This is a genomic window from Oscillibacter sp. CAG:155 (assembly GCA_000436875.1).
Taxonomy (GTDB): domain Bacteria; phylum Bacillota; class Clostridia; order Oscillospirales; family Oscillospiraceae; genus Oscillibacter.
Genome location: FR890920.1, coordinates 1 through 21,019, shown reverse-complemented (window position 1 = coordinate 21,019; position 21,019 = coordinate 1). Strand labels below are relative to the sequence as shown.

The window sequence follows — 21,019 nt, the reverse complement described above, 5'->3', positions numbered from 1 at the left end:
GCATCGGCTGTACCGGTGAACACGGTGAGGTTGGACCCGAAGCCGTAGGGGTAGCCGGCATCAACAGCGGCCTTGCTTTCCTCTGGAGAGTGATGCCAAGTGTAGCGCCGGTTGGAGCAGGTTTGGGCGGCGTTCATCAGGGCTTCGTTGACCGGCAGTTCTGAGACTCCATTGGCCTTTCGGGTCTGGTTAATCAGCCGGATCATCTCCTGCCGTACCTCCAGATTGTCCGTCAGGCCGGCGCTGTCCCCACCAGCGGGGGCTTCCGATGCGGCGGGGGAAGTGGAGCCGACCGTGAGCGTCACGGTTCCGTACTCCCCGGCGCTGTTGGAGGCGGTAATCTCCGCGCTCCCCTCCGCCTTGGCGACAGCGACCCAGAAGGTCAGCACCTGTTCAACCGCTACGATGTCCGGGTCGCTGGACATGACGGTGTACCCCGTACCGCTGGGGCCGATGATGAGGCCGCTACGGTCTCCGACCTCCAAGGTACTGCCTTTGTAGCTGCTTACTCGGATGGATTCGTCTGACGCTACTGTCGCTGTGGCGGGGATGGTGAGGGCGGTTGCGAGGATGCCTGCTGTCAGTGCGGCGACCATACGTTTTTTCATGCTGTTCATGCTTTTCCTCCTGTATTCCGTATTTTGTGGGGCTTTTGCAACCAACACAATACCAAAACAGGAGATAAAAGTCGATAGGGACAAACGGAGAAATAACGGGGCGAAAAGCAAGCGAACTACACAGCGCCTTGTTGTTCATGTGGAGGGCCTCTTTCGTTGCGACAATCTTTCTGACCACATAACCAGCCACAGACAGACATGGAACACACGGAAACATCAATTGCAAAGAGTGTCGGAGAGCAAATGAAATGGAACAAAAACGGCTATAAATAAGCGAAAAATATGTAAAAAATATTACCATGGCTGTTGGTAAGGATGAGGTAGGCGGTTCGAATCCGCCCAGCAGCTCCAGAAAATCGCCTTTTTCGTATGAAAAGGGCGATTTTTCTTTGCGTTTTGTTGTATTTTGACTGAGTAAGGATAAGTGGTCAACCCTTTGACCACACAACAAGCCACAGACAGAAAAACAGGCCTCCGGAGTGTGCGCTCCGGGGGCCTGATGCGTTTTCATTCTGCCGCAGCCATTACAGGCGTGCTTTTTACCGCCTGGCCAGATGGGGGAGAGTGTTTTCACATCCATGCCATGCTCCAGGGAGGCGGTTGCAAAGGTTTGCCACAGATTATGGAACCGAATGTCAAGTAAATTATTTTCCCTCAAGATCTTTTTTAATTGGTGGTATGTGTGGGATTCATGGGAGCTTCTGGCTACAGTGGATTGTGGAAGATCCAGGAGGAGTAAGACGTCTTTTTGCAAAGCCGCAGCAGCTCCGCCGCACTAGACGGTAGGAAAATGGTTCGAGCGCTGGTGCAGGTCTTGCCTCTACAAACCAATCATCCGCCCTTTTCCTTGTGGAGCGTGCGGCTGACACGCAGGGTGCCTTTTCCTTCATCAAAGTCAGACCACATGAGACCGCAGATCTCACCCAGACGGAGTCCGGTGGTCAGTTCCGTGTAAAAGAAGTCGTGCCAGATCGGGCCTTGCTCTATTGCTGACAGGGAGGTATCCATCTGCTCATCGTTCAGAATGCTCATGGTTTTGTGCGCCACCTTGGGCGGCTCAACATGGTCGCAGGATTATACGGCAGCAGCCGTTGGTCCACTGCGAATTTTAATGTATGGTGGAGGGTGGTGTGGATACCATAGACGGTGGTTGTGGATAGTCCGCGGCTTTGGCCGGAGCGGGGATGTGCTCTGCCTTGCTGCTTTAAGAGGTCGTAGAGTTTTGCAGATCGGCTGCTGTGATTTGCGTGAGCCCCTTTTGCCCAAGGTAGGATTTGACATGGTGCTCCAGTTCATTGCGCTAGTGGTCAAGGGTACTGGGACGGAGTACAGAGACCATTTGGTCAAGCCAGCGATCCAGCCACTCTGAGAGAATCATCTTACTTTCTTCGCTCAGCTTCACGTCTTGGTAGGCGTCGATATCCCTGTGGCCGATGACGATACGTCCTTCCCGGCGGGCATCCTCACGCTTGCGCACCATGCCGTCCCCAGCTAGGCGTCTTTTTTCCATGTTCTTTTGCCCCCACTGTTATCATTTTCTCTGGCCCAGTTTTCCCGGCTCCGTATCACTGTTCACAGTGTATTATTTTGCTTTTTAGTATGAATTGCTTGGGTGCACCAGACAGTAAAGCTGTGCTTTATTTTGAGGCTGACGTTATGAATCTTTAGATGGATTGATTTGTCGTTACTGGATATTGACAATAATAAACAGCCATTGTTATAATCCTTTCGTTCATCGAAGGGTGAGCAACAACAGAAGTTGCAAGCTGGATAAGATGACGGGTGAAATTCCTGTTTCCTTATCCAGCTTTGTTTTTTAGGAGAGAAAGCAATGAATATCAGCCATCAGCCGGGAATTCGGCAGCGGAGGACAGGCAGCAGGGAAGCGACTGGCAGATGCACTGGAATATGTTTTGGAACAGGGCTCTTTTGGCTCCATGCATCCGCTGACATTTGGACGCACGTTTTCCTACCACACCAGTCATGATTCTGACCTCCTAGCTCGGCAGACAAAGATGCTCTGTATGCTGGTGGACAAAGGCAACTGCGTTCTGGTGGGGCGCAACGCAAATGTGATTTCAGGAGAATTCCATCCGCTGCGCATTTTCGTTTATGCGGATATGGAGACCAGGCTCCATGACTGCCGGGAGCGGGAGACAAGTGGGCGGGTCGATAAGCAGCGGGCAAAGACACACGCCCTGCTCTGTCCGTGGGGTGATATACGGGGATACGCCCGGAAAGAATGAAAAACGCACCGGACAGGAAGTTAGAGCTTCCTGCCCGGTGCGCTGTTTTTGATGGCGGGTGGCATCTGCCGCGGCCAGGGAGGCTTTGCTTGTGTGTTCCGCACTTCATTGAAACCCTCAGTGGAAAAAGGGGGCAACGCTCTCCCGCTCCACCAAATGGGTGGATATAGTGGTCCGCAGCATATCGGTGCGCTCATCACACAGTGCGCGCCCTCCGTCCCGAATGCGCTGGTGCAAAATCTCCATCGCCAGCATGCCCATCAGCTCCTTGGCGATGTGCACAGTGGTCAGAGGGGGGTCCACCATGGTGCAGATGGGCATGTCGTCAAAGCCCACCACGGAGACATCCCGGGGAACCTGATAGCCGTGGGATTTCAGCGCCCGGATACAGGAGGCGGCAATGATGTCATTGTCGGCAAACAGCGCCGGCAGAGGCTTGCCGCCCTGATCCAGCCAGGTGCTCATGTCATAAAAGGCCTGCTCCGAGGAGATGCCAACATCCACGCACTGCGTGGGAGATTTTTTCAGAAGTCCCCACTCCCGCCGGGCCTTGATGATGCCGGCCTCCCGCTCGTCAAAGCTGTCGATCCGAACGGTGGAGCGCAGGTATCCCACGTCGGGATAACCCTTGTTCAGAAGATAGGAGGCAGCCCGATAGGCACCGCAGCGGTTATCCGCCACGACGCAGTCCAGATCCACCAGGCTGGTGGCGTTATCCACCATCACCAGCGGCAGGTCCAGCCTTCCCACACCGTGGGCCTGTGCCATGGCGATGTGACGGTCCTTGATCTCTGTCCCCAGAACGATCAGACCGGAGATGTCCTTGCAGATCACGTTGATCTGTTCATTCCAGTCCTTACTGGTGTCAAAATAGCTGATCAGTACATTATATCCGTATTCCTTGGCGCGGGCTTCGATCCCCTGAAGCACAATCGAATAGAAGGAGGTTTCCCTCACGGCATCACCCCGCTCCAGAAAAATCACATATCGGATGTTGGGGACCGCTTCAGCAGAACTCTTCTGGGTAATATATCCCATGCGGATGGCCTCTGCCAGAATCCGCTCTCTGGTGGCAACGCTGACCCCTGGCTTTCCGTTCAGGGCCAGAGAGACCGCAGAGGGGGAGACCCCCAGTTTTTCCGCAATGTCTTTTGCAGTAATTCCCATTCTACCGACGCCTCCTTCTTTCCAAAACGGCCGGCTGGCGGCCGTTAAAGCTCATTATAAGCGACCGCCGTGTAAAAAACAATAGAAAATGCTAAATTTATGAATAAATTAAAAAAATATTTAGTTTTCAGCAAGAGAGGAGGGAGGTGTTTCCAACAAAAGAAATCCGAAATTTTTGTAAAATATGTAAGAAATCGTTTACCTAACTGCGGGATTTATTGACATTTCAGAAAACTATGCTAAACTTTTACTCAAGAAAAAATAAACGAAACATAAAAGTTACTAAACTGTCCCTTCCGTTTCCTCATGTGCCTCACGCGTCTGGCGACGCGAAAAATTATTATACCAGAAGGAGCGTTTACTATGAAGAAGTTTTTGGCACTTGCACTTGCTCTGGTGATGTCCCTGTCTCTGGTGGCCTGCGGCAGCAGCGGTGATGCCGGCACCACGGAGGAGACTCCCCAGTCCGATGAAAGCGGCGATCTGATCACCGTAGGCTTCGCTCAGGTGGGCCATGAGTCCGACTGGCGTACCGCTTCCACCAAGTCCGCGCAGGATGTGTTCTCCACTGAAAACGGCTACGAGCTGTCCTTCGTGGACTGCGACAACGACTCGGCCAAGCAGTTGGAGGCTGTGCGGAACTTCATCCAGCAGGGTCTGGATTACATCATCATCGACCCCATTGTCTCCACCGGTTGGGACGCCGTCCTGACGGAGTGCGAGGATGCGGGCATCCCCGTTATTGTGATTGACCGTACCATCGATGACTCCGACAAGTATGTCTCCTGGGTCGGCTCCGACTTTAAGGTTGAGGGCCTGGCCTGCGGCGAGTGGCTGAAGGCCTATGCCGCTGACAAGGGCATCAGCGAGATCAACGCCCTGGTGATTGAGGGCTCCACCGGTGCCTCCGCCACCATCGGCCGTACCGATGGCTTCAAGGAGATCGCCGACCGCGAGGGCTGGACCATCCTGGATTCCCAGAGCGGCGACTTCACCGAAGCCGGCGGTCAGGAAGTCATGGAGTCCTACTGCCAGAGCTATGCCGGCCAGTTCAACGTGGTCATCTGCCAGAACGATAACGAGGCCGCCGGCGCCATGACCGCCATGGACAATGCGGGTGTCACCTACGGTGTGGGCGGTGACGTGGTCCTGGTTTCCTTCGACGCCAACAAGCCCTATGTCCAGATGGTGATGGACGGCAAGATCAACGCCGACTTCGAGTGCAACCCCATGGCCGCCCCCACTGTTGCTGAGATCATCCAGCAGCTGGAGGCCGGTGAGACCCCCGAGAAGGAGATCTATGTGACTGAGTCCTGGTTCGCTGCCGAGGACAATGTGGCTACCATCAATGTCAACGGCGAGGAGCAGTCCATGATCCATGTCACCCAGGAAGTTCTGGACGGCCGCCCCTATTAATCAGTCCCACTCCCTGCGAGAGTGCATGAAGGAGTAGGCATATACACTCAGGGAGGACCCGCCATATTTCAGGGTCCTCCCTTTTTTATTCGAGGTGATTGTGTTGGAAGACAATATTGTTCTGACGGCGCGGGGAATCAGCATGACGTTCCCAGGCGTAAAGGCTCTGGACAATGTGGATTTTACGCTGCGAAGAGGTGAAATCCATGCGCTGATGGGAGAAAACGGCGCGGGAAAGTCCACGCTCATCAAGTGCCTTACCGGTATCAACGATTTTGAATCCGGTGAGATCCGGGTGGCGGGAGTTGACGGGCCCGTAAAAAACCGGTCCACACTGGATGCGCAGAAGGTGGGAATCTCCACCGTATATCAGGAAGTGAATCTGTGCCCCAACCTGAGTGTGGCGGAAAATCTGTACATCGGCCGGGAACCATTGACCGCCCTCCACACCATTGACCGCCGGACCATGAACAAAAAAGCCGACGAACTGGTGAAGCGGCTGGACATCAAGGTGGATGTGACCCAGAATCTGGAAAACTATTCCCTGGCAATTCAGCAGATGATCGCCATTGCCCGGGCGGTGGATATGGACTGCAAGGTGCTCATTCTGGATGAGCCCACCTCCTCCCTGGATGACAACGAGGTGGAAAAGCTCTTCAAGATGATGGTCCAGCTGAAAAAGCACGGCGTGGGAATCATCTTTGTCACCCACTTCCTGGAGCAGGTGTACGCCGTGTGCGACCGGATCACCGTGCTGCGCAACGGCGCCTTGGTGGGCGAGTATCCGGTGGCGGAGCTGCCCCGGGTGAAGCTGGTGGCGGCCATGATGGGCAAGGATTTCGATGATCTGGCCTCCATCAAGCCGGAGGGCTACGCCTATGACGCCTCCGCACCTTTGGAAATCGAGGCGAAGGGCCTGAGCCACAAGGGCACCATCAAGCCCTTTGACCTGGATATCCACAAGGGTGAGGTCATTGGCCTTACCGGACTGCTGGGCTCCGGCCGCAGTGAGCTGGCCCGGGCCATTTACGGTGCAGACAAGGCCCAGACCGGTACGCTGAAGGTAGCGGGCAAGGCGGCAAAGATCAATCAGCCCATCGATGCTATGAACATGGGCATGGGCCTGCTGCCGGACGACCGGAAGGCCGAGGGCATCATCGGGGATCTGTCCGTTCGGGAAAATATCATTCTGGCGCTCCAGGCCAAGCGGGGCATGTTCAAGCAGCTGCCCCGGGCCAAGCAGGAAGAGATCGCCGACCGGTACATAGACCTGCTGCAGATCAAAACCGCCAGCCGGGAGACGCCCATCAAGCAGCTCTCCGGCGGCAACCAGCAAAAGGCCATTCTGGCCCGGTGGCTGGCAACAGATCCGGACTTCCTGATCCTGGACGAGCCCACCCGCGGTATCGACATCGGTACCAAGACGGAGATCCAGAAACTCATCGTCCAGCTGGCCAGCGAGGGCAAGAGCGTGATGTTCATCTCCTCTGAGATTGATGAGATGCTGCGCACCTGCAACCGCATGGCAGTGATGCGGGACGGCGCCAAGGTCGGCGAGCTGGACGGCGAGCTGACCCAGGAGCGGGTCATGGCCGCCATTGCAGGAGGTGGAAAAGATGACTAAACTGAAAAAACTCACCCAGAAACGGCTGTTTCTGCCGGTGTTCTGCATGCTGCTGGTACTGTGCGTCAATATCATCTACGACCTGTCCCAGGGCAATGAATTCTACAACTTCTTCAAAATCACCATGACCAACGGCCTGCTGGGCGGCCGAATCATCAACATCCTTAACCGCGGCAGTGAGGTCGCGATCCTGGCCATCGGCATGACACTGGTGGTCTCCTCCTCCGCCGGCACGGATATTTCCGTGGGCTCGGTGATGAGCCTATGTGCGTCCTTCTGCTGCATGCTGGTGGCGGGATTTGGTGTGTCGTCGGTCAGCAGTGCCGATGAGTTTGCCATGCCTCTGGTGGTGGGCCTGATCGGCGCTTTGCTGATGGGCTGCCTGTGCGGTGCCTTCAACGGCGCGCTGGTGGCGTATCTGAACATCCAACCCATGGTGGCCACGCTGATTTTGTGGTCGGCGGCCCGGGCCATCGGCCTGCTGCTCTGCAACAACCTGATCGTCTATATCCGGGTCCCTGAGTTCGGCGTCTTCGGCGGCTATATCGGCCCTGTTCCCACCCCCATCATTATTGCGGCGGTGTGCGTGGCGGTGACCTCCGTGGTGCTGAAAAAGACCGCCATGGGAATGTACATCCAGGCCGTGGGTATCAACAAGAAGGCCAGCCGTATCGCGGGCCTCAACTCCAAGCGGATCATTTTTGCCTGCTACCTCCTGTGCGGCCTGTGCGCCGGGATTGCCGGCATTGTGGCTTCTTCCCGCATCACCAGCGCCGATTCCAACAACATCGGCCTGGACATGGAGCTGGACGCCATCCTGGCGGTGGCTCTGGGCGGCAACAGCTTGGGCGGCGGCCGGTTCAACCTGGCCGGTTCCATCATCGGAGCCTATACCATCCAGGCTATTACCACCACCATGTTCGCCATGGGCGTGTCCACGGCGGTGAACCCCGTGTTCAAGGCGATCATTGTGATTGCCATCGTGGCGGTGCAGGCACCGCCGGTAAAGGCGTGGTTCAAAAAGCGCGCCGTTGCCAAGACGGTCTCTCAGAAGGAGGTGGCTCACGTATGAAAAAGAGTGCCAACGTCCTGAAGGATCGTAAGCAGATGAACAGCAACACCATGCTGTTGCTGATCACCATCGCCCTGTTCATCATTTTGTACGCAGCCGGCTGTGTCGCATACGCCAGTAAGGGCTTTACCAACCTGCAGACCTTTTTGAACCTGTTCCGCACCAATGCCGGTTTGATCTGCGTGGCCTGCGGATTGACCTGCGTCATGCTGACCGGCGGCATCGACATTTCCGTGGGCTCTCTGGTGGCTCTGGACTGTATGCTTCTGGCCTACGGCATGAGCGAGTGGAACATGAGCGCCCCGGTGATGGTGCTGCTGGTGCTGGTCATCGGCGTGGTGTTTGGACTGGTACAGGGCTTCTGCGTAGGCTATCTGGAGATTCAGCCCTTTATCGTCACTATGGCAGGTATGTTCTTTGCCCGGGGCATGACGGCAGTCATTTCCACCAATCAGCTCTCCATCACCGCGGAGATCAACCAGACGTTTTATGACCTGGCCAACTTCCGTATCTATTTGCCGTTTGGCGGAACTGTCAACCGCGCCGGAAAGATGATCATGCCCTATATCGGCATCGGCGTAGTTGTGGCGCTGCTGGTGCTGGTCGTGATCTTCCTGGTGCTTCGCTACACCAAGTTCGGCCGGTCCCTGTATGCGGTGGGCGGCAACGAGCAGTCCGCTGCCATGATGGGACTGGACGTAAAGAAGACCAAGCTCAAGGCCTACGTTCTCTCCTCCTTCCTGTGCTCTCTGGGCGGCATCTGCTACTGCATGAACACCATGTCTGCCAGCGTCTCCCAGGCCACCGGCATGGAAATGGACGCCATCTCTTCCGCCGTCATCGGCGGCACGCTGCTCACCGGCGGCGTGGGCAATGTGATCGGCACCCTCTTCGGCGTGCTGATCAACGGCACCATCTCCACCATCGTGCAGACCAACGGCAAGCTGGCGTCCTCCTGGCCCAACATCCTGACTGCGGCGCTGCTGTGCTTCTTCATTGTGCTGCAGAGCATCTTCGCCCGGATCAAGGAAAAGAGCAAGTAAGGGAGGCATGAAAATGGATATGAGAGAAGCGGTCCGCTCCGGCGAGACCTATCTTGGCATCGAGCTGGGCTCCACCCGCATCAAGGCAGTGCTGATCGGCCCGGATCATGTCCCCCTGACCTCCGGCGAGTACGACTGGGAAAACCGCTATGAGGGTGGCTACTGGACGTACCACATGGAGGACGTATGGGCGGGACTGCAAAGCGCTTACGGCCAGCTGGTCCGGCGCGTGGAGGATGCCTGCGGGGAAAAGCTCCGCCGGGTGGGCGCCATGGGCTTTTCTGCCATGATGCACGGCTATATTCCCCTCAACGCCGCCGGAGAACTGCTGGCACCGTTCCGCACCTGGCGCAACACCACCACCGGCCCCGCGGCTTCCGCGCTGACCGAGCGGTTCCAGTTCAACATCCCACTGCGCTGGTCCGTTGCCCATCTGTATCAGGCGATCCTCAACGGGGAGGAGCATGTCAGAGACATCGACTATCTCACTACGCTGGCCGGGTATGTCCACTATAAGCTCACCGGCCGTAAAGTGCTGGGCGTGGGGGAGGCCAGCGGCATGTTCCCCATCGACAGCGGATGCTGCGACTACGACCAGACCATGATGGACTCCTTCAATGCTTTGGTAGCGGACAAGGGCTATCCCTGGAAACTGCGGGATATTCTGCCCCAGGTGCTTCCCGCCGGCGTGGATGCCGGCAGCCTGACACCGGAGGGCGCCCGACTGCTGGACCCCAGCGGCACGCTGGAAAGCGGCATTCCCCTGGCGCCGCCGGAGGGCGACGCCGGCACCGGCATGGCCGCCACCAATGCTGTGGCGGTACGGACCGGCAACGTGTCGGCAGGTACCAGCGTGTTTGCCATGATCGTGCTGGAGCGGCCGCTGTCCCGGGTCTACCCGGAGATTGACATGGTCACCACTCCCACGGGAAAACCGGTGGCCATGGTTCACTGCAACAACTGCACCAATGAGATCAACGCCTGGGCCAAGGTGTTCCAGGGCTTCCTGGAGGCCATGGACCTGCCGGTGGACAAGAATAAGCTCTTTACCACCATGTTCCGCTCTGCCTTGGACGGCGAGAAGGACGGCGGCGGACTGCTGCTGTATAACTATCTTTCCGGCGAACCCGTGGCGGGAATGGAAGATGGCCGGCCGCTGCTGGCCCGGGGCCCGGAGGGGCGTCTGACATTTGCAAACTTCATGCGCTGCCAGCTCTTCAGCGCCCTGGGGGCCCTGAAGATGGGCATGGATATCCTGGCAAAGGAGCATGTGGTGGTGGACCGGCTGATGGGACATGGCGGGTTCTTCAAGACCCCGGAGGCGGGACAGAGGATCATGGCTGCTGCCGCCGGCGCGCCGGTTTCCGTCATGGAGACCGCGGGAGAGGGCGGCCCGTGGGGCATGGCCCTGCTGGCGGCCTATCGGGCCCGCCGTCAGGAGAACCAGACGCTGGAGGATTACCTGGACCGTCAGGTGTTTGCCGGACAGAAGGCGGACACCGTCCGGCCGGAGCCGGAGGATGAGAAAGGCTTCGCTGCCTTTATGGAACGGTATGTCCGCGGGCTTCCTCTGGAGCGGTGTGCCGTGGAATATCTGAAGTAAGCGTGAAGCGCGATTGGGAGGTACATTCACATGGAAAACAAAGTGTTCTGGTTTGTGGTGGGCAGTCAGTTCCTGTACGGACCGGAGGTCCTGGAGACCGTGGACAAGCGGGCCGCCGAAATGGCGGAGACCATGAGCTCTTCCGGCATTCTGCCCTGCAAACTGGTATACAAGGCCACCGTCAAGACCGACGCGGAGATCACCCAAATCATGAAAGAGGCCAACTACGACGATACTTGCTGCGGCGTGGTGACCTGGTGCCACACCTTCTCGCCCAGCAAGATGTGGATTCATGGATTTGATCTGCTGCAAAAGCCCTACTGCCATCTGGCGACCCAGTATAACCGGAAGATCCCCAATGAGGAGATCGACATGGACTTCATGAACCTGAACCAGGCTGCCCACGGCGACCGGGAGCACGGCTTCCTCGGCGCCCGGATGCGTCTGCCCCGGAAGATCATTGCCGGTTACTGGCAGGACGCCCCCGTCCAGCAGGAGCTGGCCGCCTGGATGCGGGCCGCTATCGGCTATGACTTCTCCCGCCGGCTGCGGATCGTCCGGTTCGGCGACAACATGCGGGACGTGGCCGTCACCGAGGGCGACAAGGTGGAGACCCAGATCAAGCTGGGCTGGCAGGTGGACTACTGGCCTGTGGGGCATCTGGTGGAGACCATGGACGCCGTCACCGAGGCGGAAGTGGACGCCCAGATGGAGCAGTACAAGGAGCGCTATGACTTTGCCACCGACGATCTGGCCACGGTCCGTTACCAGGCCAGGGAAGAGGTGGCCATGCGGAAGATCCTGGAGCGGGAAGGGGCCCAGGCCTTTATCAACAACTTCCAGGACCTCTACGGCATGGAGCAGCTGCCGGGCCTTGCCAGCCAGAACATGATGGCCGACGGCATCGGCTACGGCGGTGAGGGCGACTGGAAGGTGGCCGGTATGACCGCCATCATGAAGAAAATGGCCCAGGGCCTGGAGGGCGGCACCCTCTTCATGGAGGACTACACCTACGATCTGGAACCCGGTAAGGAGGTCTCCCTGGGGGCCCATATGCTGGAGGTTTGTCCCTCCATCGCGGCCCAGCGACCCCGGATCGAGGTCCATCCTCTGGGCATCGGCGGCAAGAATCCCCCGGCCCGTCTGGTGTTCGAGGGCAAGGAGGGCCCCGGCATTGTGGTCTCCCTCATCGACATGGGCGGGCGCCTGCGGATGATTATCCAGGACATCGAGGTCATCAAGCCCATTCTGGAGATGCCCAATCTGCCGGTGGCCCGGGTCATGTGGAAGCCCATGCCGGACCTGCTGACCGGCGTCAAGTGCTGGATTCAGGCCGGCGGCGCCCACCATACCGTCCTCTCCACGGCCGTGACTGCGGAGATGATGGAGGACTGGGCGGAGATGATGCAGATCGAGTGCGTCCACATCACCAAGGATACCACCTTCAGCGATTTCAAGAAGGAACTCTTCTACAACGACATTGCCTGGAAGCTGAAGGAATTTTAAAGGGCGGACCGGGCGGGACCATCGGTCCCGCCCGACCCCCGATCTCATAAAAGCAAGGAGATGCGCACGATGCTGGAAGAACTGAAAGAACAGGTCTGTCAGGCCAATCTGATGCTGCCCAAACACGGCCTTGTGACCTTTACCTGGGGCAACGTGTCCGGAATCGACCGGCAGCAGGGCCTGGTGGTCATCAAGCCCTCCGGCGTGGAATATGACGAGATGAAGCCGGAAGATATGGTGGTGGTAGACCTGGACGGCAAGGTGGTGGAAGGACACTACAAGCCTTCCAGCGATACCGACACTCATCTGGTGCTCTACAAGGCATGGCCCGCTCTGGGAGGCGTTGTCCATACCCATTCCCGCTGGGCCACCAGCTTTGCCCAGGCCGGCCGGGGCATCCCCGCCATGGGAACCACGCAGGGGGATTACTTCTACGGGGAGATCCCCTGCACCCGTCTCATGACCCCGGCGGAGATCGGCGCGCCGGAGGACCGGAACAACTACGAACGGGAGACCGGCAACGTCATTGTGGAAACCTTCGCCCAGCGCAAGCTGGACCCCGCCGCCGTGCCCGGTGTGCTGGTGAACAGCCACGGCCCCTTTGCCTGGGGCGCGGACCCCGCCAACGCCGTCCATAATGCGGTGGTGATGGAGGAGGTCGCCTTCATGGATTTCCACGCGCTGATGCTGGAGCCGGGACGCGGACCCATGCAGCAGGAGCTTTTGAACAAGCATTACCTGCGCAAGCACGGCCCCAGCGCCTACTATGGCCAGGGCTGAGAAGAGACGATAAAGCGGCACCCTCGGGACGATGTGCTCCGGGGGTGCCGCTTTGCTGATATGGCTGAGAAAATATTCCGCCCGGAACTGCGCCCAACGGATGTGCAGGGTGTGTCACGCATGTGCGCCGGACTGAAACAGCAGCTGCGCAAGATGCCTTCCGTCCTTGCCGCCCAGCAGCAGCCCCTCCAGGCAGTAGTGGCAGTAGCAGACGACGATATCCGTCTGATACCGCCGGCAATACGCCTGCATGATCTGGGCCTGTTCCTCGGCGCTGTGAGGCTCGAATTTCCCGACGGCGTTCACCTGATAGTGGATGGGCGCCAGCTTGGGATTGCGGGGAGGCTGCGGACGATAGAGAGAATTGCCGCAGAAATCGGTCCGGGCAAAGTTCTCCTCCGCTTCCAGGAAAGAAATGTTCATTTTTTTCAAAAGTGAACGGACCGCTGTCTGCTCAGAAAGGCGGTCCCGGGAGCGCCAGCAGTCCTGAATGGTCACAGAGAGCCCCTGATAGTCCGGGAAAGCAAACTGCTCATCCGACAAAATAAGTTCCCAGAGGGATTTGACCTGAACGCCGGGCAGTGTCTCTTCAATGATGTTCAGGCAGTTGTGACATACCGAATAGATGGTGTCGCCCGGCTGCAGTTCCGCGTGGTCCGGCAGGGCCTTCCACTGATCCCGATAGGAGTCCGGCATTTGCTCTTCAAACTGCGTCAGCATGAACCGGGGCGTGCAGCAGCGCACGATCGGCATGTGAAAGCGGGCTGCCACATATTGCTGGATCTTTTCGCTCAATTCTGGAAACTGTGCAGTAAACACACAGGCGGCGATATAATATTCCTTTCCCATGTACACCTCTCCTGTTTTTTTCCACAAAATCATATTCCGCCCATAGCCTCTGTACCGGAACTGGATAAACCTGCCGCCCAAAATCCGGTGCGCCGGCTGTGTGGGTCACCGCTGCGGGCGGCAGGCCGTCTGACGCGGCGGGGAACAATTCTCAGTATAACAAATCCAAATCCCCGACAACAAGCCACAAAACCGGGCAGATGTGTCATTGTCGCGTTTTACAGGTAGCGCAGCAGATCATTGGGGAGAGTCCGCCGGATGAGATCCCGCAGCTGAACCTTCCCAATGGGAAGATCATTTCTGATCCAGTCAATTACCATATCCGTTCCGCCGCGGACCGCGATCTCAATGGCAAACTGCATGGCAGAATCTGACGTGTCCGCGCCCTTTTCCAGAAGATAGTTCTGATAGGTTTTCCGGGTGTAGAGAAGGTCGATGTTCCGCAGGCCGTTGAGATCTTTGCTGGAGTATAGGTTTTTCAGTACGGCCGCTTTTTCCTCGCAGATCGCAAGGTATTCCAGCAGCGCCACGTCAAAGCTCTCGCCGGATACGATCCGGCCGAACGAGCGGTCGAAGAAGTCTGCAAAATACGCCGCTGCCAGGGCATACTTGTCCTGATAGTGCCGGTAGAAGGTCTTCCGGCACACACTGGCCTGCCGAACCAGTTCACTTACGCGGATCACGTCCAGAGGCTTGTGCTGCAGCAATTGCTCCATCGCCAGGAGCAGTTTTTCTTTTGCGGTTTTGTTCATGGGTCCTCTCCCGGTGTGCAGGTGCGGCGGATGTGGGGAAAAGTGGAAAATATCCTGTGCCGCCGCAGACAGTTGACAGTTTGATAGTTCCAGTATAGCAGGCTGCCGGGACCTTGGAAAGATGCCGGAGCTGAAAGACGAGTGCCCCGCCGGGGAGACATTTTGAAAATGAATTGACATCTTCCAAATTTTGTGTTATATTCTGTGGGAATTTGACTGGAGTTTATCTGGCCAAGCATACTGGGACCACTCCTGCGGGAGTCAAGGCCATACGGACAGCCGGGTCCACTGCCGATCGGCGGGTTACCGCCTTATTGATTGAGTTAAAAGCTCAAATTTTATAAGTTGGTTACTTTATAACCGAAATGCGCGTCTGCGCAGACTTGTGAAACGGTCAATAAAAGAGTAGTAAAAGTATCTTGTTGCTATATAGACTCTCAGTACCAAGCATATGATCCGGCGGCTTGCTCTGCTCTTGGCGGAGCTCTGCCCTGCTGCCAGGCGGGTATCCCGGGGAAGCTTTATGCGTGCGTTGATTCAAACACAAGCTGCACAGATGCAGCTTGTGTTTTTTTGCGTTTTGAGGTGTTGGCAGATGATAAGAGAGCGGAACCTGGACCAAAGCAAAGCCCCCATATACGAGGCGCTTCAGACGTTCCGGCAGATGCGCGTTGTCCCGTTCGATGTGCCCGGGCATAAGCGGGGCCGGGGAAATCCGGAACTGGCCGCCTTTTTGGGAGAACAGTGCGTCAGCATTGACGTGAACAGCATGAAGCCCCTGGACAACCTGTGCCATCCCATTTCCGTGATCCGGCAGGCGGAGGAGCTGGCAGCGGATGCCTTCGGCGCGGCCCACGCCTTTTTGATGGTGGGAGGCACCACCAGCTCGGTGCAGACTATGGTGCTGTCGGTGTGCAAGCGGGGAGACAAGATCATCATGCCCCGCAACGTCCACCGCAGCGTCATCAACGCGCTGGTGCTCTGCGGTGCCATTCCGGTGTACGTCAATCCGGAGGTGGACCACCGACTGGGCATCTCCCTGGGCATGAAGCGGGAGCAGGTGGCCAAGGCCATCCGGGAGAACCCCGATGCGGTGGCGGTTCTGGTGAATAACCCCACGTATTACGGCATATGCAGCGACCTGCGCTCCATTGTGAAAATGGCCCATGACGCCGGGATGTACTGTCTGGCCGATGAGGCCCACGGCACCCACTTCTACTTCGGCGAGAATATGCCGGTTTCCGCCATGGAGGCCGGTGCGGATATGGCGGCGGTGTCCATGCACAAAAGCGGCGGCAGTCTGACCCAGTCCAGCCTGCTGCTCATCGGCCCCAAGATCCACGAAGGCCATGTGCGCAAGATCATCAACCTGACCCAGACCACCTCCGGCAGCTACCTGCTGATGTCCAGCCTGGACATCAGCCGCCGCAATCTGGCCCTCCGGGGAAAGGAGGTATTCCGCCAGGTGATCGCCATGGCGGAGTATGCACGGGAGGAGATCAACGCCATCGGCGGGTACTATGCCTTTGGGCGGGAACTGGTGAACGGGGACTCCATCTTCGACTTTGACCCCACCAAGCTCAGTGTCCATACCCGGGACATCGGCTTGGCGGGCATTGAGGTCTACGACCTGCTGCGGGACGAGTACGATATCCAGATCGAATTCGGCGACATCGGCAATATCCTGGCCTATCTCTCCATCGGCGACCGGTATCAGGAGCTGGAGCGGCTGGTGAGCGCCCTGGCGGAGATCCGCCGCCGCTATCAAACTGACGGCAGCGGGCTGATGAATCAGGAGTACATCGACCCGGAGGTGGTCACCAGTCCCCAGGAGGCCTTTTATGCGGATAAGAAGAGCGTGCCGCTGGAGGAGAGCGTGGGTCGGGTGTGCAGTGAGTTTGTCATGTGCTATCCCCCGGGAATCCCCATCCTGGCCCCCGGTGAGCGGATCACAGCGGAGATCCTGGACTATATCCGCTACGCCAAGGCCAAGGGCTGCTCCATGACCGGCCCCGAGGACCCGGACATTGCGCATATCAACATTTTGACGGAGGAGGTGGGATGATGGAGCTGTGGTTCAGTGAGTTTCATACCCCCGATGTGAAGCACAGCCTGCGGGTTAACCGGCATCTTTACTCCCAGAAGAGCGATTACCAGCAGATCGACATTTACGACACCCCGGAGTTCGGCAAGGTGCTCACCCTGGACGGCAACGTAATGCTCACCGAGCGGGACGAGTTCATCTACGACGAGATGATCACCCACGTGCCCATGGCCGTCCACCCCAACGTCCAGGACGTGCTGGTCATCGGCGCGGGAGACGGGGGCGTGGTACGGGAGCTGGCCCGGTATGAGTGCGTCCGGTCCATCGACCTGGTGGAGATGGATGAACAGGTGGTGAGCGCCTGCCGGCAGTATCTGCCGGAGAACGCCTGCCGCCTGGATGACAAGCGGGTCCACATCTATTTTGACAACGCCCTGCGCTTCATCCGCCGCCGCAAGGCGCAGTACGACCTGATCATTGTGGACTCCACCGACCCCTTCGGCCCCTCGGAGGGCTATTTTACCCGGGAGTTCTATGGCATCTGCTACAATGCCCTGCGGGACGACGGCATCATGGTCAACCAGCAGGGAAGTCCATTTTACCGCCATGATGCGGAGGCCATGCAGCGCTGCCATAAGCGGATCGTCAGCACCTTCCCCATCAGCCGGGTCTACCAGGCCCATATCCCCACCTATGCCGCCGGGTACTGGCTGTTTGGATTTGCCAGCAAAAAGTACCACCCCATTGATGATTTTGACCGGGAAAAATGGCTGAAGCTGCACCTGAAGACCAAATACTATACCGTCCGTCTCCACGCGGGAGCCTTTTTCCTGCCTGCGTTTTTGGAGGAGATGCTGGAGGAGGTAGAGAAATGACCCCCAATATCGAGACCTTCATCGGCTGCGAGAGCAGCTATGAGGATGCCAAAATTGTCCTCTTCGGAGCCCCCTTTGACTCCACTACCAGTTTCCGGCCCGGCGCCCGGTTCGGTTCGGCTGCCATGCGCCATGAGAGCTTTGGCCTGGAGACCTACAGTCCCTATCAGGACAAGGACCTCACCGACTGCGCCGTCTTTGACAGCGGCGACCTGGAACTGTGCTTCGGCAGCGCGGAACAGGCCCTGGCCGACATCGAAGCCCGGGCGGAGGAGATCTTGTCCGACGGGAAGCTGCCGCTTTTGATCGGCGGAGAACATCTTGTCACCCTGGGCAGCCTCCGGGCGGTGTTCCGCTGCTTCCCGGAGCTGCACATCCTCCACTTTGACGCCCACGCCGATCTGCGGGACGATTACCTGGGGGCAAAGCTGAGCCACGCCTGCGTCATCCGCCGCTGCCACGAGCTGGTGGGGGACGGCCGGATTCACCAGTTCTGCATCCGCAGCGGGGACCGGGAGGAGTTCCGATTTGCCAAGGACCACACGGACCTGCACCCCTTCTGCTTTGACGGCCTGGAGGCGCTGACCCGGGAGCTGACCCAGACCGGCGCGCCGGTGTACTTCACCATCGACCTGGACTGCCTGGACCCCTCCGTGTTTCCCGGCACCGGCACCCCCGAAGCAGGGGGCGTTACCTTCCCGCAGCTGCTGGAGGCCATTCGGCTGGTGGCCCGTACCAATGTGGTGGCCGCGGACGTCAATGAGCTGGCCCCCATGCTGGACCAGAGCGGCGTATCCACGGCCACCGCCTGCAAGGTGCTGCGGGAGCTGCTGCTGGCCCTGTCCAAATGAGAGCCAAATTGTGAGAAAGTCCCACTATTTTTGAAATAAAAGGAGAAAAAACATGAGCAGAGTATTAGTCATCGGCTGCGGCGGCGTGGCCTCCGTGGCCATCCGCAAGTGCTGCCAGGTCAGCGATGTATTCACGGAGCTGTGCATCGCCAGCCGCACCAAGTCCAAGTGCGACCAGCTGGCCGCCGACCTTGCCGGCAAGACCGCCACCAAGATCACCACCGCCCAGGTGGATGCCGACAAGGTGGACGAGGTGATCGCCCTCATCAAGGGCTACCAGCCTGACCTGGTGATGAATATCGCCCTGCCCTATCAGGACCTGACCATCATGGACGCCTGCCTGGCGTGCGGCGTCAACTATATGGACACCGCCAACTACGAGCCCGAGGACATCGAGGAGCCTGAGTGGAAGGCCGTCTACGAGAAGCGCTGCAAGGAGAAGGGCTTTTCCGCCTACTTCGACTACACCTGGCAGTGGGCCTACCGGGAGAAGTTTGAGAAGGCGGGCCTCATCGCCCTGCTGGGCTGCGGCTTTGACCCGGGCGTGACCCAGGCCTACTGCGCCTACGCCAAGAAGCACGAGTTTGACACCATCGACACCATCGATATTCTGGACTGCAACGGCGGCGACCACGGCTACCCCTTCGCCACCAACTTCAACCCCGAGGTGAACCTGCGGGAGGTGTCCGCCCCCGGCTCCTACTGGGAGAACGGCCACTGGGGGGAGATCCCCGAACGGCCACTGGGTGGAGATCCCCGCCATGAGCATCAAGCGGGAATATCACTTCGACCAGGTGGGGGAGAAGGACATGTACCTGCTCCACCACGAGGAGATCGAATCCCTGGCGGAGAACATCCCCGAGGTCAAGCGCATCCGCTTCTTCATGACCTTCGGCCAGAGCTATCTCACCCACATGAAGTGTCTGGAGAACGTGGGGATGCTCTCCACCACCCCTGTGGAGTTTGAGGGACATCAGATCGTACCCATCAAGTTCCTCAAGGCCCTGCTGCCCGATCCCGCCAGCCTGGGTCCCCGCACCCACGGCAAGACCAACATCGGCTGCATCTTCACCGGCAAGAAGGACGGTAAGGAGAAAACCTATTATATCTACAATGTGTGCGACCACCAGGCGTGTTACAAGGAGGTGGCCAGTCAGGCCATCAGCTACACCACCGGCGTACCAGCTATGTGCGGCGCGCTCATGCTGCTCACCGGCAAGTGGACCGAAAAGGGTGTCCACACCGTAGAGGAGTTTGATCCCGATCCCTTCCTGGATGCGCTGGACCGGTATGGCCTGCCCCGCAGCGAGAACCACGATCCTGTTCTGGTGGACTGATGGCCTGCCTTACCACCCATGACCCCCAATTTGCGGGGTTGTCCCGGTATGAGCCGGAGGCGCTGTTTGCCCCCCTTCCGACCCCTTGTTATGTGATCGACGAGGCGCGTCTGCGGGCCAACGGCGAATGTCTGGCCGCCCTGGCAGAGCGTACCGGCTGCCGTGTCCTGCTGGCCCAGAAAGCATTTTCCAATTACGACTTCTATCCGCTGCTTTCCGAGTATCTGGCCGGTACCGAGGCCAGCGGCCTCTATGAGGCCCGGCTGGGCCGGGAGGAGATGGGCGGCAAAGAGGTGCATGTGTTCTGCGGCGCCTACCGGGAGGACGAGTTTGAGGAGCTCTTGCAGTATGCCGACCACATCGTATTCAACTCCATCCATCAGCTCAAAAAATTCGGGCGGCGGGGAAAAGAGGCGGGCAGGAGTTTGGGACTGCGAATCAATCCGGAGTGTTCCACGCAGGAAGGGCACGCCATCTATGATCCCTGTGCCCTCGGCAGCCGTATGGGCGTGACCAGAGCCGTATGGGACAAGGAGATGGACAGAGAGACCCTGGCCCTGCTGGACGGCCTCCATTTCCACACTCTCTGCGAGCAGAACGCCGACGCTCTGAAAACCACCCTGGAAGCGGTGAAGGGGAGATTCGGGGACATCCTGCCCGGGATGAAGTGGCTGAACATGGGAGGCGGACACCACATCACCCGCCCGGACTACGACCTTGTTACCCTGGAACAATGCATCCGGTATGCCAAAGAGACATGGGGGGTGGAGGTGTATCTGGAACCCGGCGAGGCAGTGGCTCTGAACGCGGGATATCTGGTGAGCCGGGTGCTGGACGTGGTGGAAAACAGCAACACCAAAATCGCCATCCTGGACGTCAGTGCGGCCTGTCACATGCCGGACGTGCTGGAGATGCCCTATCAGCCCCCCATCTATAAAGCCAGCACTGAACCTGACAGGGGCCACGTTTTTCGGCTGGCCGGCCCCACTTGCCTGGCCGGCGATGTGATCGGCGACTATGCGTTTCCGCGTCCGCTGGAAGAGGGGGATCTGGTGCTCTTCGGCGATATGGCGATCTATACCACCTGCAAGAACAACACCTTCAACGGAATGCCGCTGCCCAATATCTGGCGTCTGGGATGCCGGGGAGACCTGACCCGGCTGACTGACTATGGCTATGAGACTTTCAAAGAGCGGCTCGGCCATTGAAAAGGACCCTGCGCACAGAAAATAAAGGA

The 21,019-nt window shown here is 58.3% G+C and carries 17 protein-coding genes and 1 pseudogene; 13 read left to right on the top strand and 5 right to left on the bottom strand.

Going from position 1 to position 21,019, the window contains the following annotated elements:
- On the bottom strand, positions 1-617 hold a 617-nt coding region (locus QZL67_RS06605; RefSeq protein WP_292920021.1), incomplete at its 3' end, for a CAP domain-containing protein.
- 831 nt (positions 618-1,448) lie between these two features.
- The gene (locus QZL67_RS06600; RefSeq protein WP_292920019.1) at positions 1,449-1,649 is read right to left on the bottom strand and encodes a hypothetical protein; all 201 of its coding nucleotides are present in this window, start codon (positions 1,647-1,649) and stop codon (positions 1,449-1,451) included.
- A 905-nt stretch (positions 1,650-2,554) separates the two neighbouring features.
- Between QZL67_RS06600 and QZL67_RS11670 the strand changes: the two genes are divergently transcribed.
- On the top strand, positions 2,555-2,863 hold the full coding sequence (locus QZL67_RS11670) for a cytidylate kinase family protein (protein WP_366914414.1): 309 nt from the start codon (positions 2,555-2,557) through the stop codon (positions 2,861-2,863).
- Between the two features lie 117 nt (positions 2,864-2,980).
- Here the strand turns inward: QZL67_RS11670 and QZL67_RS06595 are convergent, their stop codons facing one another.
- Positions 2,981-4,030 carry a LacI family DNA-binding transcriptional regulator gene (locus tag QZL67_RS06595; RefSeq protein WP_022289953.1) on the bottom strand — a complete coding sequence of 350 codons (1,050 nt, stop codon included), beginning with the start codon at positions 4,028-4,030 and terminating at the stop codon, positions 2,981-2,983.
- 363 nt (positions 4,031-4,393) lie between these two features.
- Between QZL67_RS06595 and QZL67_RS06590 the strand changes: the two genes are divergently transcribed.
- From QZL67_RS06590 to QZL67_RS06560, 7 genes are all read left to right on the top strand, one after another.
- Entirely contained in the window at positions 4,394-5,446 is a 1,053-nt protein-coding gene (locus QZL67_RS06590) for an ABC transporter substrate-binding protein (protein ID WP_022289952.1), read from the top strand.
- A gap of 103 nt (positions 5,447-5,549) precedes the next feature.
- Complete coding sequence (locus QZL67_RS06585; protein WP_292920017.1) at positions 5,550-7,070, top strand: sugar ABC transporter ATP-binding protein; 1,521 nt, start codon at positions 5,550-5,552, stop codon at positions 7,068-7,070.
- Positions 7,063-8,142 (top strand): ABC transporter permease, encoded by a 1,080-nt coding sequence (locus tag QZL67_RS06580; RefSeq protein ID WP_022289950.1) that lies wholly within the window; start codon positions 7,063-7,065, stop codon positions 8,140-8,142. Before QZL67_RS06585 ends, QZL67_RS06580 begins: the two co-directional genes overlap by 8 nt.
- Complete coding sequence (locus QZL67_RS06575; RefSeq protein ID WP_022289949.1) at positions 8,139-9,185, top strand: branched-chain amino acid ABC transporter permease; 1,047 nt, start codon at positions 8,139-8,141, stop codon at positions 9,183-9,185. Before QZL67_RS06580 ends, QZL67_RS06575 begins: the two co-directional genes overlap by 4 nt.
- A 7-nt stretch (positions 9,186-9,192) precedes the next feature.
- Positions 9,193-10,788, top strand: coding sequence for a xylulokinase (locus tag QZL67_RS06570; RefSeq protein ID WP_292920015.1), 1,596 nt, complete (start codon positions 9,193-9,195; stop codon positions 10,786-10,788).
- 30 nt (positions 10,789-10,818) lie between these two features.
- Complete coding sequence (gene araA / locus QZL67_RS06565; protein WP_022289947.1) at positions 10,819-12,294, top strand: L-arabinose isomerase; 1,476 nt, start codon at positions 10,819-10,821, stop codon at positions 12,292-12,294.
- A 69-nt stretch (positions 12,295-12,363) separates the two neighbouring features.
- On the top strand, positions 12,364-13,074 hold the full coding sequence (locus QZL67_RS06560; protein WP_022289946.1) for an L-ribulose-5-phosphate 4-epimerase: 711 nt from the start codon (positions 12,364-12,366) through the stop codon (positions 13,072-13,074).
- 114 nt (positions 13,075-13,188) lie between these two features.
- On the opposite strand, the gene QZL67_RS06555 is transcribed toward QZL67_RS06560, so the two are convergent.
- Together QZL67_RS06555 and QZL67_RS06550 are read right to left on the bottom strand one after the other, a co-directional pair.
- Entirely contained in the window at positions 13,189-13,923 is a 735-nt protein-coding gene (locus QZL67_RS06555) for a hypothetical protein (protein WP_022289945.1), read from the bottom strand.
- A 218-nt stretch (positions 13,924-14,141) separates the two neighbouring features.
- Entirely contained in the window at positions 14,142-14,675 is a 534-nt protein-coding gene (locus tag QZL67_RS06550) for a TetR/AcrR family transcriptional regulator (RefSeq protein WP_022289944.1), read from the bottom strand.
- 595 nt (positions 14,676-15,270) lie between these two features.
- Here QZL67_RS06550 and QZL67_RS06545 point away from each other — a divergent pair.
- The 5 genes and pseudogenes from QZL67_RS06545 to nspC all read left to right on the top strand — a co-directional run bounded on the left by QZL67_RS06545 (position 15,271) and on the right by nspC (position 20,990).
- A complete protein-coding gene (locus QZL67_RS06545; RefSeq protein WP_022289943.1) occupies positions 15,271-16,740 on the top strand; it encodes an aminotransferase class I/II-fold pyridoxal phosphate-dependent enzyme in 1,470 nt (489 codons plus the stop codon).
- Positions 16,740-17,594, top strand: coding sequence for a polyamine aminopropyltransferase (speE, locus tag QZL67_RS06540; RefSeq protein WP_022289942.1), 855 nt, complete (start codon positions 16,740-16,742; stop codon positions 17,592-17,594). The genes QZL67_RS06545 and speE overlap by 1 nt, the downstream gene beginning before the upstream one ends.
- Complete coding sequence (speB, locus tag QZL67_RS06535; protein WP_022289941.1) at positions 17,591-18,445, top strand: agmatinase; 855 nt, start codon at positions 17,591-17,593, stop codon at positions 18,443-18,445. Before speE ends, speB begins: the two co-directional genes overlap by 4 nt.
- 52 nt (positions 18,446-18,497) lie before the next feature.
- Positions 18,498-19,782, top strand: a pseudogene (locus tag QZL67_RS06530) (saccharopine dehydrogenase family protein).
- Complete coding sequence (gene nspC, locus QZL67_RS06525; protein ID WP_022289938.1) at positions 19,782-20,990, top strand: carboxynorspermidine decarboxylase; 1,209 nt, start codon at positions 19,782-19,784, stop codon at positions 20,988-20,990. Before QZL67_RS06530 ends, nspC begins: the two are co-directional and overlap by 1 nt.
- The last annotated feature ends 29 nt before the right edge of the window (positions 20,991-21,019 follow it).

Excerpts from the sequence above, each read along its gene's own strand:
- QZL67_RS06600 (WP_292920019.1), bottom strand. The coding sequence starts at position 1,649 with ATGAGCATTCTGAACGATGAGCAGATGGATACCTCCCTGTCAGCAATA.
- QZL67_RS11670 (WP_366914414.1), top strand. The coding sequence starts at position 2,555 with ATGCATCCGCTGACATTTGGACGCACGTTTTCCTACCACACCAGTCAT.
- QZL67_RS06595 (WP_022289953.1), bottom strand. The coding sequence starts at position 4,030 with ATGGGAATTACTGCAAAAGACATTGCGGAAAAACTGGGGGTCTCCCCC.
- QZL67_RS06590 (WP_022289952.1), top strand. The coding sequence starts at position 4,394 with ATGAAGAAGTTTTTGGCACTTGCACTTGCTCTGGTGATGTCCCTGTCT.
- QZL67_RS06580 (WP_022289950.1), top strand. The coding sequence starts at position 7,063 with ATGACTAAACTGAAAAAACTCACCCAGAAACGGCTGTTTCTGCCGGTG.
- QZL67_RS06575 (WP_022289949.1), top strand. The coding sequence starts at position 8,139 with ATGAAAAAGAGTGCCAACGTCCTGAAGGATCGTAAGCAGATGAACAGC.
- QZL67_RS06570 (WP_292920015.1), top strand. The coding sequence starts at position 9,193 with ATGAAAATGGATATGAGAGAAGCGGTCCGCTCCGGCGAGACCTATCTT.
- araA (WP_022289947.1), top strand. The coding sequence starts at position 10,819 with ATGGAAAACAAAGTGTTCTGGTTTGTGGTGGGCAGTCAGTTCCTGTAC.
- QZL67_RS06560 (WP_022289946.1), top strand. The coding sequence starts at position 12,364 with ATGCTGGAAGAACTGAAAGAACAGGTCTGTCAGGCCAATCTGATGCTG.
- QZL67_RS06555 (WP_022289945.1), bottom strand. The coding sequence starts at position 13,923 with ATGGGAAAGGAATATTATATCGCCGCCTGTGTGTTTACTGCACAGTTT.
- QZL67_RS06550 (WP_022289944.1), bottom strand. The coding sequence starts at position 14,675 with ATGAACAAAACCGCAAAAGAAAAACTGCTCCTGGCGATGGAGCAATTG.
- QZL67_RS06545 (WP_022289943.1), top strand. The coding sequence starts at position 15,271 with ATGATAAGAGAGCGGAACCTGGACCAAAGCAAAGCCCCCATATACGAG.
- speE (WP_022289942.1), top strand. The coding sequence starts at position 16,740 with ATGGAGCTGTGGTTCAGTGAGTTTCATACCCCCGATGTGAAGCACAGC.
- speB (WP_022289941.1), top strand. The coding sequence starts at position 17,591 with ATGACCCCCAATATCGAGACCTTCATCGGCTGCGAGAGCAGCTATGAG.
- nspC (WP_022289938.1), top strand. The coding sequence starts at position 19,782 with ATGGCCTGCCTTACCACCCATGACCCCCAATTTGCGGGGTTGTCCCGG.